This is a genomic window from Nonomuraea sp. MG754425 (assembly GCF_021699195.1).
Classification (GTDB): domain Bacteria; phylum Actinomycetota; class Actinomycetes; order Streptosporangiales; family Streptosporangiaceae; genus Nonomuraea.
Genome location: NZ_SSXE01000099.1, coordinates 1 through 13,963 on the forward strand (window position 1 = coordinate 1; position 13,963 = coordinate 13,963).

Consider the following 13,963-nt stretch of genomic DNA (forward strand, 5'->3'; position numbering starts at 1 on the left):
GTACAAGGGGATTTCGTCGGGATGGAGGGGGAGGGGGCATCGGCCGGGTTCCCGTTTTCACCCCGAGGGGCGGCCGATGATGTGTTGCCCGCGTCAGATGGCTAGAGCATCTGTCAGGTCCAGGTCACGCCCCGCACCATGGCTGCTCCTTTCCGGCACTGCTCTTCATCACGGCCCGCTCGTGGAGTGAGCGGGCGTGGTCCTGCCAACGTAGCGGTTCCCGTCGCGCGACGCACACTCCGCAATTATTGTGTTACACATCGTTAGTCAGAGGGGAGACGGGATGGTGGTGACCAGTCACGCTTCGATCAAGTCTCACGACGGTGTGTCAACATTGGCCGATCGTTGGCCGTTGCTGGGGCAACGTCGGCCACTTGTGGTGTATCTGTGTGCGATTGTCGCACTTGATCTCGCCGCCATCGTGCTCTTGTCCTCGTCCACCGCCTTCCAGTGGCGGGACATCTTCACGTTCATCGCCCTCATGGGCTGCGGTGCGGTGTGCATCGAGGCGAGCAGGCGGCTGGGCATGCCCGCCGGTGTGTCACGTGATCTGCTGTCGGCCTGGTGGTTGCCGGTGGCGCTGCTCCTGCCGCCGGTCTACGCGCTGTTCGCGCCCATCGTCCTGCAGATACTGCTCCAGTTGCGGGTGCGGGCGACGGTGGTCTACCGGCGCGTGTTCAGCTCCGCCGCCATCGGGCTGGCCGGGTGCACGGCGTCCTTCGTCTTCCATCACCTCGTGGACGATCCGTGGGCGCTGTCGCGGGGCAGCGCGCTGCCGATCCTCTACGCGGTGGCGGCGGCCGTGCTGTTCTCCCTGCTCAACATCGCCCTCATCGCCATCGCCGCGCACACGGCCGACCCCGAGAGTCCGTGGAAGGAGGTGTTGTGGGACCGGGAGAGCATGAGGCTGGACATCGTCGAGCTGTGCCTGGGGGTCACGGTCTCCATCAGTTGCGGTGTCAACCTGGGCCTGCTGCTGCTCGCGCTGCCGCCGGTGGTGCTGCTGCAACGCAGCCTCCTGCACGCCCAACTCCAGGCCGCGGCCCGTACGGACGCCAAGACCGGGTTGCTCAACGCGGCGGCCTGGCAGCGTGAGGCGGACACCGAGATCGTCCGGGCCCGCCGCACCGGCGACACCCTGGCGCTCCTGATCGTCGACATCGACCACTTCAAACGCGTCAACGACGCTCACGGCCACCTCGTCGGCGATCAGGTCCTGGTCGGGGTGGCCGCCACGTTGCGGGGCCAGCTTCGCGAGTACGACGTGGTGGGCCGGTTCGGGGGTGAGGAGTTCGTGGTCCTGCTGCCGGGGGCCGACATCGACGAGGCTCGCCGGGTCGCCGAACGTCTGCGGGTCCGCGTCGGGCACATGACCATCCCGGTGGACGAGACCCTGGTCAGGGTCACGATCTCGGTCGGGGTGGCGCTGATGAGCGTGCACGGTGACGATCTCATCGACCTGCTGGCGGCTGCCGACCTGGCTCTCTACCGCGCCAAGGAACTCGGCCGGGATCGCGTCTGCATCCCCGTCGTCCAGCCGCCTCCCCGCCCCATCGCCGACGACACCAGCCCCTGACACCCTTCCCTCTCTGCGCTTGAATGGTTTCATCCGCCTCTCCCACCTGGTTCTTCTCCGCATGGATGACCCCTGATGGAGCCCCTGCTCGGCTCGTGATCGGCCGGCGGCTCGGTCAACGGGCGCGTGCGCTGGTTCATGATCGTTGTGTTCGGGGTTCTCGTGCGTTCGAGGTCCGCTTCCGGATCGCCGCCTCTGCGCTCGTCGTGCTTGTGACATTCGCCTCCTGATCGTTCGGCCCCTCGGCTCGGGCTTCCAACCGTGGGCCGGCTGTGGTGCGAGCACGTGTTCTCGGTGCGTCGGTGACGGCGGGTGTCTCTCTCGCAGAGCGGCACGGCGGCGTCATGGACGTGGTGGGAGCGGCGATCGTCCGTGTGGCTCGTGCCGGTACGGTCGCCGCTCGGGAGGAGCGGCGGAAGCCAGGTTCGGGAGCCCCTAAGCTAGAGGGCATGCCGGAGTACATCTACACGCTGCAGCGCGTGCGCAAGGCGCACGGCGACAAGGTTGTGCTTGACAACGTCACCCTGTCGTTCCTGCCCGGAGCCAAGATCGGTGTCCTGGGGCCGAACGGCACCGGGAAGTCGACGCTGCTCCGGATGATGGCCGGCCTGGAGCAGCCGTCCAACGGCGATGCCATGTTGATGCCGGGCTTCACGGTCGGCATGCTCCAGCAGGAGCCGCCGCTCAACGAGGAGAAGACCGTCCTCGGCAACGTCCAGGAAGGCGTCGCCGAGACGATGGCGATGCTTCAGCGTTACAACGACATCGCCGAGCAGATGGCCACCGACTACAGCGACGGGTTGCTGGAGGAGATGGGCAAGCTGCAGGAGCAGCTTGAGCACCGCAACGCGTGGGACCTCGACAGTCAGCTCGAGCAGGCCATGGACGCGCTGCGCTGCCCGCCGCCCGACGCCGAGGTGAGCAAGCTGTCCGGTGGCGAGCGCCGCCGGGTCGCGCTGTGCAAGCTGCTGCTGGAAGCGCCCGACCTGCTGCTGCTCGACGAGCCCACCAACCACCTCGACGCCGAGAGCGTCCAGTGGCTGGAGCAGCACCTGGAGAAGTACGCCGGCACGGTCCTGGCCGTCACCCACGACCGCTACTTCCTCGACAACGTCGCCGGCTGGATCCTGGAGCTCGACCGGGGCCGCGCGCACTCGTACGAGGGCAACTACTCCACCTACCTGGAGGCCAAGGCCCAGCGGCTCAAGGTCGAAGGGCAGAAGGACGTCAAGCGCAAGAAGCGCCTCGAGGACGAACTGGAGTGGGTCCGCTCCAACCCGAAGGCCCGCCAGACCAAGAGCAAGGCCCGGCTCCAGCGCTACGAGGAGATGGCGGCCGAGGCCGACAAGTTCCGCAAGCTCGACTTCGAGGAGATCCAGATCCCGCCGGGCCCCCGCCTGGGCACTACGGTGATCAAGGCCGACGAGCTGACCAAGGGGTTCGGCGACCGGCTGCTGATGGAGGGGCTCACGTTCGACCTGCCGCGTAACGGCATCGTCGGCATCATCGGCCCCAACGGCGTCGGCAAGACCACGCTGTTCCGCATGATCACCAGCAGCGAGACGCCCGACGCCGGTGCGATCATCGTCGGTGACACGGTCAAGATCTCCTACGCCGACCAGAGCCGGGGCGGCATCGACGCCACCAAGAACGTCTGGGAGGTCGTCTCCGACGGGCTCGACCACATCAAGGTCGGCAACGTCGAGATGCCGTCGCGGGCGTACATCGCGGCGTTCGGGTTCAAGGGCCCCGACCAGCAGAAGAAGGCCGGGGTGTTGTCGGGCGGCGAGCGTAACCGGCTCAACCTGGCGCTCACCCTCAAGCAGGGCGGCAACGTGCTGCTGCTCGACGAGCCCACCAACGACCTCGACACCGAGACGCTGTCGTCGCTGGAGAACGCGCTGCTCGACTTCCCGGGCTGCGCCGTGATCACCTCGCACGACCGGTGGTTCCTCGACCGCATCGCGACCCACATCCTGGCTTGGGAGGAAGGGTCCAACTGGTTCTGGTTCGAGGGGAACTTCGCGGACTACGAGAAGAACAAGATCGAGCGGCTGGGTGCTGATGCGGCGCGTCCGCACCGGGTGACCTACCGCAAGCTGCACCGCGACTGATCACTCGTTCCGCCGGGCCGTTCGGGCAAACGGTTTCCGGCGGGTTGACGACCCATGGATCACACCTATGGTTCATGGGTCGTTCGCGTGTGAGGGGCGGGTCCTGTCGTGGGCGTGCGGGCATCACGGACCTTCGCCGTGCACCTGCGGGACGGGGCTGGACGGCCGGGTGTCGGGGTCGCTGTGTTCCTTCGAGCCAGGGGCTGTCGTGCCCCCGCGGACTGCCCCGCTCGCACGTGTCGGGAGTGGTTGTGCCTCTGCGTGTCAGGGGTCGTCGTGCTTCCCCGGGTTGGGGACTGTCGTGCTCGCGCGTGTCGGGAGTCGTTGTGGCTCCGCGTGCCGGCTGACCGGGCAGGCGGCTGATCAGCCCGCGGTCCGCCAGTCGCCGCAGCACCTTGCCGAGGACGTCCGGTTCGACGGTGGTCATGCCGGCCGGCTCGTTCTCCGCCAGCGGGCCGGCACCGACCAGCGCCAGGTACGCCTCCTCGCCCCAGTGATCGACCCCGAGCACCTCGAGCACGCCTGAACTCCTCCCGCCCGAACACCCGGGGAGATGCTGGAGGAGCCTTGTGCCCCACCTGTGAAGCCCCCCGGGTGAGGGGGAGCCTCAGCTCTCCACCTGGCCGGCGCCGACGGTGGCGGGAGCGGTGGCGGGACGTCGCCGCCACGGCCCGTTGAACATCACCACCGCCGGGAGGAACAGCACCAGGCAGCCCAGCGCCACGAACAGCCACGTCTGCCAGTTCGTGGCCTCCACGACGTGCGGGATGACCAGCAGCCCGATGACGGCGATGCCCTTGCTGAGGAATCCGAACAGCCCCCACGCCGTGCCCTGGAGCCGGGGGTCGGCGTCCTCGGCGTCCTCGGAGTAGTTGGCCATCCAGGGGGCGTACGTGACGCCGAGCGAGCCGCCGAGCAGCGCGCCGACCACCATGAGCTCGCCGGTGGAGACGCCCTCCTGCCCGAGCGAGACGGCCAGGTACGCCGTGACGAGTACCGCCGAGACCGTGCCCCCGAGGCAGAACGGCTTGCGGAGCTGCGTGCGGTCGGACAGCCGGCCGGTCACGATCAGCGTGATCAGGTTGAGGCTCCAGAACGCCGCCATGATCGTGGACGCTTCCGCGCTGCTCACGCCGAGCGCCCCGACCAGCATCGTCTGCCCGAACAGCGACAGCGTCAGGTAGAGCACCAGCCACAGCGAGATGCCGACGACGTGCGCCCAGATGTTGCGCCGCAGGAACAGCGAGCGGACGCGGGCCGGTTGGGTGAGGTCCACGACGTCGGTGGCGGCCCGCTCGGTGTGCTGGATGCGGGCGCGCAGTTCGGGCGACAGGTCGGCGATGTTGAGCGCGATGACCACCGAGATGACGAGGGAGAAGCAGCCCATGATGACGAACTGGGAGCGCCACGAGTCGTTGAAGATCGGCAGGGTCCAGCCGGCGATGGCGGCGGCCAGGAAGTTCGCGCCGACGGGGCCCCAGGTCCAGAAGCCGAACGCCTGGGCCCGCCCGAGGCGCGGGGAGAAGTCCCTGATGAGCGGGGCGGTGCTGGCCATGGCGACGCCGTCCACGAACGCCAGCACGATCCGCGCGATCAGCAGGTCGCGCGGGCTGTGTACGAGCGTCATGGCGAAGCAGCACACGGCCGTCAGCGCCATGAGCGGGATCAGCAGCCGGACCCTGCCGACCCGGTCGGTGAGCCGGCCGCCCAGGATGGAGGCGATCGCCCCGGCCACGGCCGCCGCTCCGGACACCGCGCCGTAGGTGGTCAGCGTCATGTCGAGGTCTTTGAGCAGCAGAGGGACGACGGGCGCGATCTGCCCTTCGTAGGAGCCGATGAGGATGGCCAGCACGGCCATGGTGAGGATCTTCATGCGGCGTGCGCCGGTCGGGTACTCGTCGAGCTCGCGGACGTAGGACAGCCTCATGGCTAGCCTTTCTGGTCGGGCTGGGCCCCCGTGCGTTCTAGAAGCTAGCTCTAGAATTCATTTCTGTGATGCTGCGCCTCACCTCCGGTGTCCGTCAAGGGTGAGCGGCTAGAATGAAATTCTAGGATTTCCGAAGTGAGGAGCCCCCCGCGTGGACCTGGAACTCGACGGCCTGGACGTGCACTTCGACCACACGGCCGTGGCGGCGCCCCGGATCAGGGACCTGCTGCCGATCTACCGCGACCTGCTCGGCGGCCGGCATCTCGGCGGCGGCGGCGACAACCGGGCCGCCGGGTATCGCACCCTGCAGCTCACCTACGGCAACGGCGGCAAGGTCGAACTCATGGAGCCGCTGGCCGGATCCACCTTCTTCGACAGCTTCTTCGAGCTCACCAGGGGCCGGGGCGGCGTCCACCACCTGAACTTCCATGTCAGCGACCTGGACGCGGCCGTGGCCAGGCTGACCGAGCGCGGCTACCGGCTGCACGGGCTCAACCGGTCCGACGCGCGCTGGCGGGAGGTGTTCCTGCACCCCAAGGAGGCGCACGGGGTGCTGATCCAGCTCGCCCAGCCGGGCGGGCGCGACCCGGGCGAGCCGCGTCCGGCCCTGGAGGACGTGCTGGCCGGGCGCGGCAGGAACGGCAACGGCGTCCCGAGTCCCTGAACGGCCTCCTGGGGCCTTGAGCCGCGGCAGAACCTAGATCTAGAGTGGAATTCTAGAACTAGGATTGGGGAGGCCGATGAAGCCGGCACCTAAGCCCACGCCCGAGACCCAGCCGTTCTGGGACGGCACGGCCGCGGGAGAGCTGCGGATCCAACGCTGCCGACCGTGCGCGCGGCACTACTTCTACCCGCGGCCGAGCTGCCCCCGCTGCGGCGGCGACCAGGTCGAATGGGTCCGCGCCAGCGGACGCGCGACCCTGTACTCCTACGTGCTCAACCACCGCCCCGCGCCCGGCTTCGAGAACGAGGCCCCGTACCCGATCGCCGTCGTGGAGCTGGAGGAGGGCGTGCGCATGATGACCAACATCGTCGGCGTGCCCGCCACCCCGGAGCACCTGCCGCTGGACATGGAGCTGCGCGTGGTGTTCGAGCAACGCGGGGACGTCAGCGTGCCGCTCTTCGAGCCCGCCGGAGGCGCCCGATGACCGTCGTGATCGCGGGCGCCGCCGAGACCGACGAGCTGGGCCGCCTGCCGGGCCACTCCACGACCCAGTTGCACCTGGAGGCCGCCAGGAACGCCCTCGCCGATGCGAACATGACCATCCACGACATCGACGGCATCGCCACGGTCGGCACCCCGGGCCCGATCCAGATCGCCCACGCCCTCGGCATCACCCCCGCCTGGCTGGACGGCACGGGGGTGGGCGGCTCGTCGTTCCTGTTCCACGTGCGGCACGCGGCCGCCGCCATCAGGGCCGGACTGTGCCGTACGGTGCTGATCACCCACGGGGAGTCGGGGCGGTCGCGGGTCGGGGCCGGACGGTTCGGGATGGGCGCCGACTCGCTGCTCGGGCAGTTCGAGCTGCCGTACGGGGTCGTCGGGCCGTCCACGTCGTTCACGATCACGGCGCTGCGCTACATGAAGGAGACCGGCCTCACCCACGAGCAACTCGCCGAGGTCGCGGTGGCGCAGCGGCGCTGGGCGCACCTCAACCCGCGGGCCATGTACCAGGACCTGATCACGGTCGAGGACGTGCTCGCCTCGCGGATGGTCGCCTACCCCTTCCACCTGCTGGAGTGCTGCCTGGTCACCGACGGCGGGGGCGCGCTCGTCGTCACCTCCGAGGAGCGGGCCCGCCGGTCGCCGGTCTACCTGCTGGGCTCGGGCGAGTCCGCCGAGTCGCCGATCATCTCGCAGATGGAGGACTTCACCACCTCCAAGGGCTTCCGCCTGTCCGGCGAGGCCGCCTTCGCCGAAGCCAAGATCACCCACGAGGACGTGGACCACCTCATGGTGTACGACGCCTTCGCCCACGTCCCCATCTACGGCCTGGAGGACCTCGGCTTCGTCGGCCGCGGCGAGGCCGGCGCGTTCATCGCCGACGGCCACACCTCGCCCGGCGGCCGGCTGCCGCTGAACACCAACGGCGGCGGGCTGTCGTACACGCACACCGGGATGTACGGCATGTTCGCCATCCAGGAGTCGGTGCGCCAGCTCCGCGGCGAGGCGGCGGCACAGGTGCCGGACGTGGAGCTGAGCGTGGTGCTGGGCAACGGCGGCATGTTCGCCTCGGCCGCCACCCTGGTGCTGGCCAACCGCCTGCCCTGACCGTCGGCGCCAGGTGATCAGCGCGTCCAGCGCCTCGACCGCCGAGCCCCGGACGAGCAGCGGGTTGATCTCCAGGGACTCCAGCCCGTCGCCCAGCGACTCGGCGAACGCCGCGATCCGGGCCACCACGCCGGCCACCGCGTCCAGGTCGGCCGGCTCGCCGCCCCTGACGCCGGTCAGCAGCGCGGCCCCACGCAGCTCCGACAGTGCTGCGCGCACCTCGCCGGCGTCCACCGGGAGCACCCGCAGGGCCGTGTCGCGCAGCACCTCCACCCAGACCCCGCCCAGCCCCACGGCCAGCGTGAGCCCCCAGGCCGGGTCGCGTACGACGCCGACCAGCAGCTCGATCCCGCCGCCGCGCTGCGGTTGCACGAGCACGCCGTCGAGCGCGGGGATCGCGGCGGCCATCTCCCGGTAGGCCCGCCGGACGTCCTCCGCCCCGCCGAGCCCGAGCCGGACCCCGCCGACGTCGCTCTTGTGCGCGAGCCCCTCGGCGGCGGCCTTGAGCACCACGGGATAACCCAGCCGCTCGGCCGCCGCCACCGCCGCCGACTCGTCGCCGGCCGCCTCCGACGGCACCACCGGCAGCCCGGCCGAGGCCAGCAGCGCGGCGGCCCGGTGCTCGGTCCACGTCCCGCTCGCCCCGGCGGGTGGCGCAGCGGTGCGGGGGAGCGGCGTGGGCCGCGACAGCACCCGGGCCCGCAGCTCCGACCACCGCACGGCCGCCCCGATGGCGTGCAGCCCGTGCTCGATCCCGCCCGCCACGTACGGGAAGCCGGTCTCCTCCTGCACCCGGCGCCCGAACTCCGTCACGTCGGTCAGGACGTTGCTCACCACCACGACCGGCACCGGCGACGAGGCGATCCGCGCCGCGCTGGCCGAGTACGTCGCCAGCACCGGGGCCGGGTCGGGCGGGGCCAGCTTGGGCGGCTCCGACAGCAGCATGACGACGTCGATCCCCGGATCGGCGCTCACCGCCTCCAGCGCCCGGCCGAGCAGGGTGCGGTCGATGAGCACGTAGCCGGTGACGTCGAGGGGGTTCTGCACCGTCCCGAACGCCGGGACGATCTCCGCCAGCCGCGCCACCGTCTCCGGCGCGAACGGCGGCAGCTCCAGCCCCTCGTCCTCGGCCCGGTCCGCGATGATCTCCGAGGCGCCGCCCGACGGCGTGACGACCCCGACCCGCCGTCCCGGCAGCGGCCCCGAGGACGCCAGCAGGCCCGCCGTGATGATCAGGTCCTCCAGCGAGCGCACCCTGATCACGCCGAGCTGCCGCAGCGCGGCGTCGATGACGTCGTCGTCGCCCACGAGCGCGCCGGTGTGCGCCTGCGCGGTGTGCGAGGCCAGCCGGCTGCGCCCGATCTTGAGCGCCACGATCGGCTTGCCGGCCTCCAGCGCCCGTCGCGCCACGCGGGAGAACTCGGCCGGGTTCCTGATCGTCTCCAGGAACAGCGCGATGACCTTGGTGGCCGGATCGTCCACCAGGTAGCCGAGCACGTCGGTGACGGTGAGGACCGACTCGTTGCCCATCGAGGTCAGCAGGCTCACACCCACGTTGCGGGCCTGCGCGAACCCCAGCACCGAACTGGCCAGCGCCCCGCTCTGCAGCACCACGCCGACCGCGCCGCGCAGCAGCGGACGGGGGATGGGCAGCCCGTACGGGGTCACGCCGGCGGCGGCGTTGATGTACCCGTTGCCGTTGGGCCCGAGGATCGTCAGCCCGTTCTCGGAGGCGAAGGCCGTGACCTCAGCCTCCAGCCGCGCCCCCTCGGCCCCGGACTCCCCGAACCCGGCCGTGAGGATCACGTAGCACCGGATCCCCAGCTTGGCCCCCTCACGCAGCACGCCGAGCACGGCCGCGGTCGGCACCATCACGTACGCCAGGTCCACCGGCTCGGGCAGCTCCGTCAGGCTCCGGTAGGCGGGCTGGCCGTGCACCACCCCACCCCGCGGGTTGACCAGGTGGACGGGCCCGGGGAACCCGTGGGCCCGCAGGTTGGCCAGTGTGCTGATCGACCATCCCGACTTGTCCGTGGCCCCGACCAGGGCGATCGAACGCGGATTGAACAGCTCCCCTACCGACATGTGCGTCATTCCCCGATAAGGCCCAGCCGGGCGTGGCCCTTGATGAGGTTGCGGGCGATCGTACGGCGCTGGATCTCGTCGGTCCCCTCGAAGATGCGCAGCAGCCGCAACTCGCGGTACCACCGTTCGATCGGCAGCTCCTTCGTGTAGCCCATACCCCCGTGGATCTGCAGCACCCGGTCCACGACCTGGTTGGCCATGACGGCGCCGTTCAGCTTGGCGATCGAGGAGGCGTGCCGGGCGTCCAGGCCCTGGCCCACCCGCCAGGCCGCGTAGAGCGTCAGCCACTTGGCCGCCTCGATCTCCACCTGGGAGTCGGCGATCATCCACTGGATGGCCTGGTAGTTGGAGATCGTCTGGCCCATGGACTTGCGGATCTTGGCGTAGTCGACGGCCATCTGCAGCATGCGCTCGGACGAGCCGATGGCGCGGGCCGGGATCATGTACCGGCCCTGGCCGATCCACTGCATGGCCAGCTCGAAGCCCTTGCCGAGCTCGCCGAGGATGTTCTCCTCCGGCACCCGGACGTCCTCGAACACCAGCGAGGCCGGGCCCCACTGGCCCATCGTCGGGATGGGCTCGGACTTCCAGCCCATGTCGCGGTCGACCAGGAAGCAGGTGACGCCGTGCTCCCCGGCCAGGGCGAACACCATGACGAAGTCCGCCTCGTTGCCGCCGGTGATGAACGTCTTCTCGCCGCTGATGACCCACTCCGAGCCGTCGCGCACGGCCTTGGCGCGGATGTTGCGGGCGTCGGAGCCGGCGCCGGGTTCGGTGATGGCGAAGCAGGAGCGGCGCTCGCCCTCGATGGTCGGGATCAGATAACGCCGCTTCTGCTCGTCGGTGCCGGCGTACAGGATGTTGTCGGCGCTGCCGCCGAACGAGAACGGCACGAACGTCCGGCCGATCTCCATGGCGATGATCGCGGACATGATCGGGCCGAGCGCCGCGCCGCCGTACTCCTCGGGGGTGTTGATCCCCCAGAACCCGGACTTCCTGGCCTTGGCGCGAAGGTCGCGCAGGACGTCGGGGGCCAGCGCCGGGCGGCCCTCGCGCTCGTTGCGCAGGACCTCGGGCTCCAGCGGCATGACCTCCTTCTCGATGAAGGCGCGGACGGTGTCGCGGATCTGCCGTTCCTCCGGGGTGAGAGAGAAGTCCACAGCCGCCTCCTGGCAAATTTCTAGAATTGTTCTCTAGGAAGACATTCCAACCGATGCGGGCCCGTGTCAAGAATCTGATTCTAGAATTTGGCGGGCTAGGATGGCTGGCATGGTACGTAAGTCCTCGTGGGAGTGGAGCCGGACGGCGCAGACCCGCAAGAGCATGCTGCAGGCGGCTCGCGAGGTCTTCAGCGAGCACGGCTTCGCCGAGGCCAACGTCTCCGAGGTCGTCGCCCGCGCCGGCTCCAGCGTCGGCAGCCTCTACCACCACTTCGGCGGCAAGACCGAACTCTTCCTCGCCCTCTACGAAGACCACCAGGTCGCCCACGAGCAGGCGTCCGCCTCCAGCGTGGCCAAGGCCAAGAAGGAGGGCGTGGCCGACCCGGTGGAACTGCTCATCGCGGGGGCGCGGGCCTACCTCGCGGGCGCCTGGGAACGCCGCGACCTGGTCCGGCTCTTCATCGACGGCGACGGCCCGCCCGGCTTCGAGCTCATCCGCCGCACGCGCGGCCGGGAGTGGGTGCGCCAGAACGCCGTGCTACTCGGGGCCGGCGGCGAGCCCCTCGACCGCTTCACGGTGGCCGTGCTCACCAGCATCATCGGCGAGGCCGCGCGCGAGGTCGCCACGTCCGACAGCGAGGACGAGGCCCAGGAGGTCATCGAGGCCGCCGTCACCCTGATCCACCGCCTCGACCCCCTCCGCACCCTCAACCACCCCTAACCCACCCACCTGGGAACAACTTGTTCGCCTGGGTACCCCGTTCGCCTGGGTAACCGGTTCCCCTGAGCAAGCCGCCCACTCGGGCCAGCCGTTCACCCAGGCAAGCCACCCGCCCGGGAAACCCGTTCGCCTGGGCAGCCCGCTCGCCCGGCGGGCGGGTTGCCGGGCCGTCGCGGCCTGCCCCGCTCGCCGGGCTGCACCCCGCGTCCCGGCCTGCGCCGCGCACGTCGCGGACATGACCGGCGCCGGGTCGGCGGGACGTGGTGCGGTGGCGTCCGGCGTGATGTGGACGGTCCTGGGCGGTCATCACGCCCAGGAGCCGGACCCTCAGGCGATCGTCGCCCGCCCTCGATCGATCACCACCGTCCCGTCGTCCTTGGACGTCCGGAACCACACCTCCGCCCCGTCCACCCAGATCGACACCGTCAGCGACTCCCCGGGGAACACCGGGCTGGAGAACCGCCCCGACATCCCCTTGAAGCGCCCCGGGTCCGAGCCCGCCACGGCGTGCAGCAGCGCCCGTCCCGTCACCCCGTACGTGCACAGCCCGTGCAGGATGGGCCGATCGAACCCGGCCCTGGCGGCGAAGGACGGGTCGCTGTGCAGCGGGTTGTAGTCGCCGGACAGCCGGTAGAGCAGCGCCTGCTCGGGCAGCGTCGGGTAGCTGGCCTTGTGGTCGGGGGCCCGGTCGGGCGGGGCCCAGGTGTCGCGGGGCCCGCGCTCGCCGCCGAAGCCGCCCTCGCCCCGGATGAAGACGGAGCTGTGGGAGGTGATCACCAGCTCCCCGGTCGAGGGATCGACGGCCCGCGCCTCGGAGGTGACCAGCGCCCCCGAGCCTTTGTCGTAGATCCCGGTGACCCGGGAGGAGGTGCGCACGCCTCCGGCGGGCGGCAGCTCGCGGTGCAGCTCGAAGCCCTGTTCGGCGTGGACGAGCAGCGCGGGGTCGAAGTCGCCGAGCCGCCGGCGTCCGGGTGCCTGCGCCGCCAGGACGGCGAAGGTCGGCAGCACCCGCTGCCCCTTCTCGGTGGTGAACTCCAGCTCGGAGGTGCCCGCTCCGACGCCGAGGGCGTACAGCATGGTGTCCTTGGCGGTCCAGGTGCGCTCGTGCGGGGGCCCGTCCTCGCCGACGAGCGAGTGGTCGAGTGCCATCGTCAGTCCTCCCGCCCGGGGATGCGGCCGTTGGTGAGCGCGTTGGGCGCGGCCTTGTCGACGAGGGCGGGGACGACCGCGCCCAGCTCGGCCGGGTCCCAGCGGCTGCCCTTGTCCGCGCCGGGGCCGGCGTGCCAGCCCTCGGCCACGCTGATCCTGCCGCCGCGTACGTTGAACACCCGTCCGGTGATCGCGCGGGCCTCGGCGCTGGCGAGCCAGACGACGAGCGGCGCGATGTCGTCGGGGTCGGCGCCGGTGGCGCCGGCGGGCAGCAGGTTCTCGGTCATGCGGGTCAGGGCGGCGGGGGCGACGGCGTTCACGGTGACGCCGTAGCGCTCCAGTTCCCTGGCCGCGATGACGGTCAGGCCGGCGATGCCCGCCTTGGCGGCTCCGTAGTTGCCCTGGCCCGGGTTACCGTAAATGCCCGAGGACGAGGTGGTGTTGATGATCCGGGCATCCACCTGTTCGCCCGCTTTCGCCTTCGAACGCCAGTAGGCCGCGGCATGCCGCAGCGGCGCGAAGGTGCCACGCAGGTGCACCTTGATGACGGAGTCCCACTCGTCGGCGGTCATGTTGACGAGCATCCGGTCGCGCAGGATGCCGGCGTTGTTGACCAGCACGTCGAGGTCGCCGAAGTGGTCGATGGCGGCGCGCACCAGCCGTTCGGCGCCGTCGAAGTCGGAGACGTCCTCGCCGTTGACGACGGCCCGGCCGCCCATGGCCTCGATCTCCGCCACCACCTCCGCCGCTGCCCCGGACGAGCCGGTGCCGTCCACTTCCGCGCCGAGGTCGTTGACCACCACCTTCGCACCTTGTCTGGCGAACTCCAGCGCGTGTCCCCGTCCGATGCCCCTGGCCGCACCCGTGACGATCACCACGCGTCCTTCGACGATCCCGCTCATCCGACACCTCGATCCTTGACCGGCTGACGATGTGAATTGGATTCTAGTATTAAAATC

10 protein-coding genes and 1 pseudogene are annotated in these 13,963 nt (G+C 70.3%); 6 read left to right on the plus strand and 5 right to left on the minus strand.

Annotated elements, in window-relative coordinates; all coding sequences use genetic code 11:
• Positions 1-421: 421 nt before the first annotated feature.
• The 3 genes from FAF44_RS30055 to FAF44_RS30065 all read left to right on the plus strand — a co-directional run bounded on the left by FAF44_RS30055 (position 422) and on the right by FAF44_RS30065 (position 4,216).
• Positions 422-1,576: a GGDEF domain-containing protein gene (locus tag FAF44_RS30055; RefSeq protein WP_237106673.1), complete on the plus strand. Its 1,155-nt coding sequence runs from the start codon at positions 422-424 to the stop codon at positions 1,574-1,576.
• A 449-nt stretch (positions 1,577-2,025) separates the two neighbouring features.
• Positions 2,026-3,690, plus strand: coding sequence for an energy-dependent translational throttle protein EttA (gene ettA, locus FAF44_RS30060; protein WP_237106674.1), 1,665 nt, complete (start codon positions 2,026-2,028; stop codon positions 3,688-3,690).
• Between the two features lie 301 nt (positions 3,691-3,991).
• Positions 3,992-4,216 carry a hypothetical protein gene (locus FAF44_RS30065; RefSeq protein ID WP_237106675.1) on the plus strand — a complete coding sequence of 75 codons (225 nt, stop codon included), beginning with the start codon at positions 3,992-3,994 and terminating at the stop codon, positions 4,214-4,216.
• A gap of 81 nt (positions 4,217-4,297) precedes the next feature.
• Here FAF44_RS30065 and FAF44_RS30070 read toward each other — a convergent pair whose 3' ends face one another.
• A complete protein-coding gene (locus tag FAF44_RS30070) occupies positions 4,298-5,617 on the minus strand; it encodes an MFS transporter (RefSeq protein ID WP_237106676.1) in 1,320 nt (439 codons plus the stop codon).
• Positions 5,618-5,768: 151 nt separating this feature from the next.
• On the opposite strand from FAF44_RS30070, the gene FAF44_RS30075 reads away from it, so the two are divergent.
• Positions 5,769-6,281, plus strand: a complete 513-nt coding sequence (locus tag FAF44_RS30075) for a VOC family protein (RefSeq protein ID WP_237106677.1) — start codon at positions 5,769-5,771, stop codon at positions 6,279-6,281.
• Positions 6,282-6,357: 76 nt separating this feature from the next.
• On the plus strand, positions 6,358-6,765 hold the full coding sequence (locus tag FAF44_RS30080) for a Zn-ribbon domain-containing OB-fold protein (RefSeq protein WP_237106678.1): 408 nt from the start codon (positions 6,358-6,360) through the stop codon (positions 6,763-6,765).
• 1,148 nt (positions 6,766-7,913) lie between these two features.
• Here FAF44_RS30080 and FAF44_RS30085 read toward each other — a convergent pair.
• Positions 7,914-9,983, minus strand: a pseudogene (locus tag FAF44_RS30085) (acetate--CoA ligase family protein); the annotation flags it as partial.
• Complete coding sequence (locus tag FAF44_RS30090; protein WP_237106679.1) at positions 9,980-11,134, minus strand: acyl-CoA dehydrogenase family protein; 1,155 nt, start codon at positions 11,132-11,134, stop codon at positions 9,980-9,982. The gene FAF44_RS30090 and the pseudogene FAF44_RS30085, both read right to left, overlap by 4 nt.
• A gap of 109 nt (positions 11,135-11,243) precedes the next feature.
• On the opposite strand from FAF44_RS30090, the gene FAF44_RS30095 reads away from it, so the two are divergent.
• Positions 11,244-11,855 (plus strand): TetR/AcrR family transcriptional regulator, encoded by a 612-nt coding sequence (locus FAF44_RS30095; RefSeq protein ID WP_237106680.1) that lies wholly within the window; start codon positions 11,244-11,246, stop codon positions 11,853-11,855.
• 327 nt (positions 11,856-12,182) lie between these two features.
• Here the strand turns inward: FAF44_RS30095 and FAF44_RS30100 are convergent, their stop codons facing one another.
• Positions 12,183-13,004 (minus strand): MaoC family dehydratase, encoded by an 822-nt coding sequence (locus FAF44_RS30100; RefSeq protein WP_237106681.1) that lies wholly within the window; start codon positions 13,002-13,004, stop codon positions 12,183-12,185.
• A 2-nt stretch (positions 13,005-13,006) separates the two neighbouring features.
• Positions 13,007-13,906 (minus strand): SDR family oxidoreductase, encoded by a 900-nt coding sequence (locus tag FAF44_RS30105; RefSeq protein WP_237106682.1) that lies wholly within the window; start codon positions 13,904-13,906, stop codon positions 13,007-13,009.
• Positions 13,907-13,963 lie beyond the last annotated feature (57 nt).

Excerpts from the sequence above, each read along its gene's own strand:
- ettA (WP_237106674.1), top strand. The coding sequence starts at position 2,026 with ATGCCGGAGTACATCTACACGCTGCAGCGCGTGCGCAAGGCGCACGGC.
- FAF44_RS30080 (WP_237106678.1), top strand. The coding sequence starts at position 6,358 with ATGAAGCCGGCACCTAAGCCCACGCCCGAGACCCAGCCGTTCTGGGAC.
- FAF44_RS30105 (WP_237106682.1), bottom strand. The coding sequence starts at position 13,906 with ATGAGCGGGATCGTCGAAGGACGCGTGGTGATCGTCACGGGTGCGGCC.
- FAF44_RS30070 (WP_237106676.1), bottom strand. The coding sequence starts at position 5,617 with ATGAGGCTGTCCTACGTCCGCGAGCTCGACGAGTACCCGACCGGCGCA.
- FAF44_RS30095 (WP_237106680.1), top strand. The coding sequence starts at position 11,244 with ATGGTACGTAAGTCCTCGTGGGAGTGGAGCCGGACGGCGCAGACCCGC.
- FAF44_RS30100 (WP_237106681.1), bottom strand. The coding sequence starts at position 13,004 with ATGGCACTCGACCACTCGCTCGTCGGCGAGGACGGGCCCCCGCACGAG.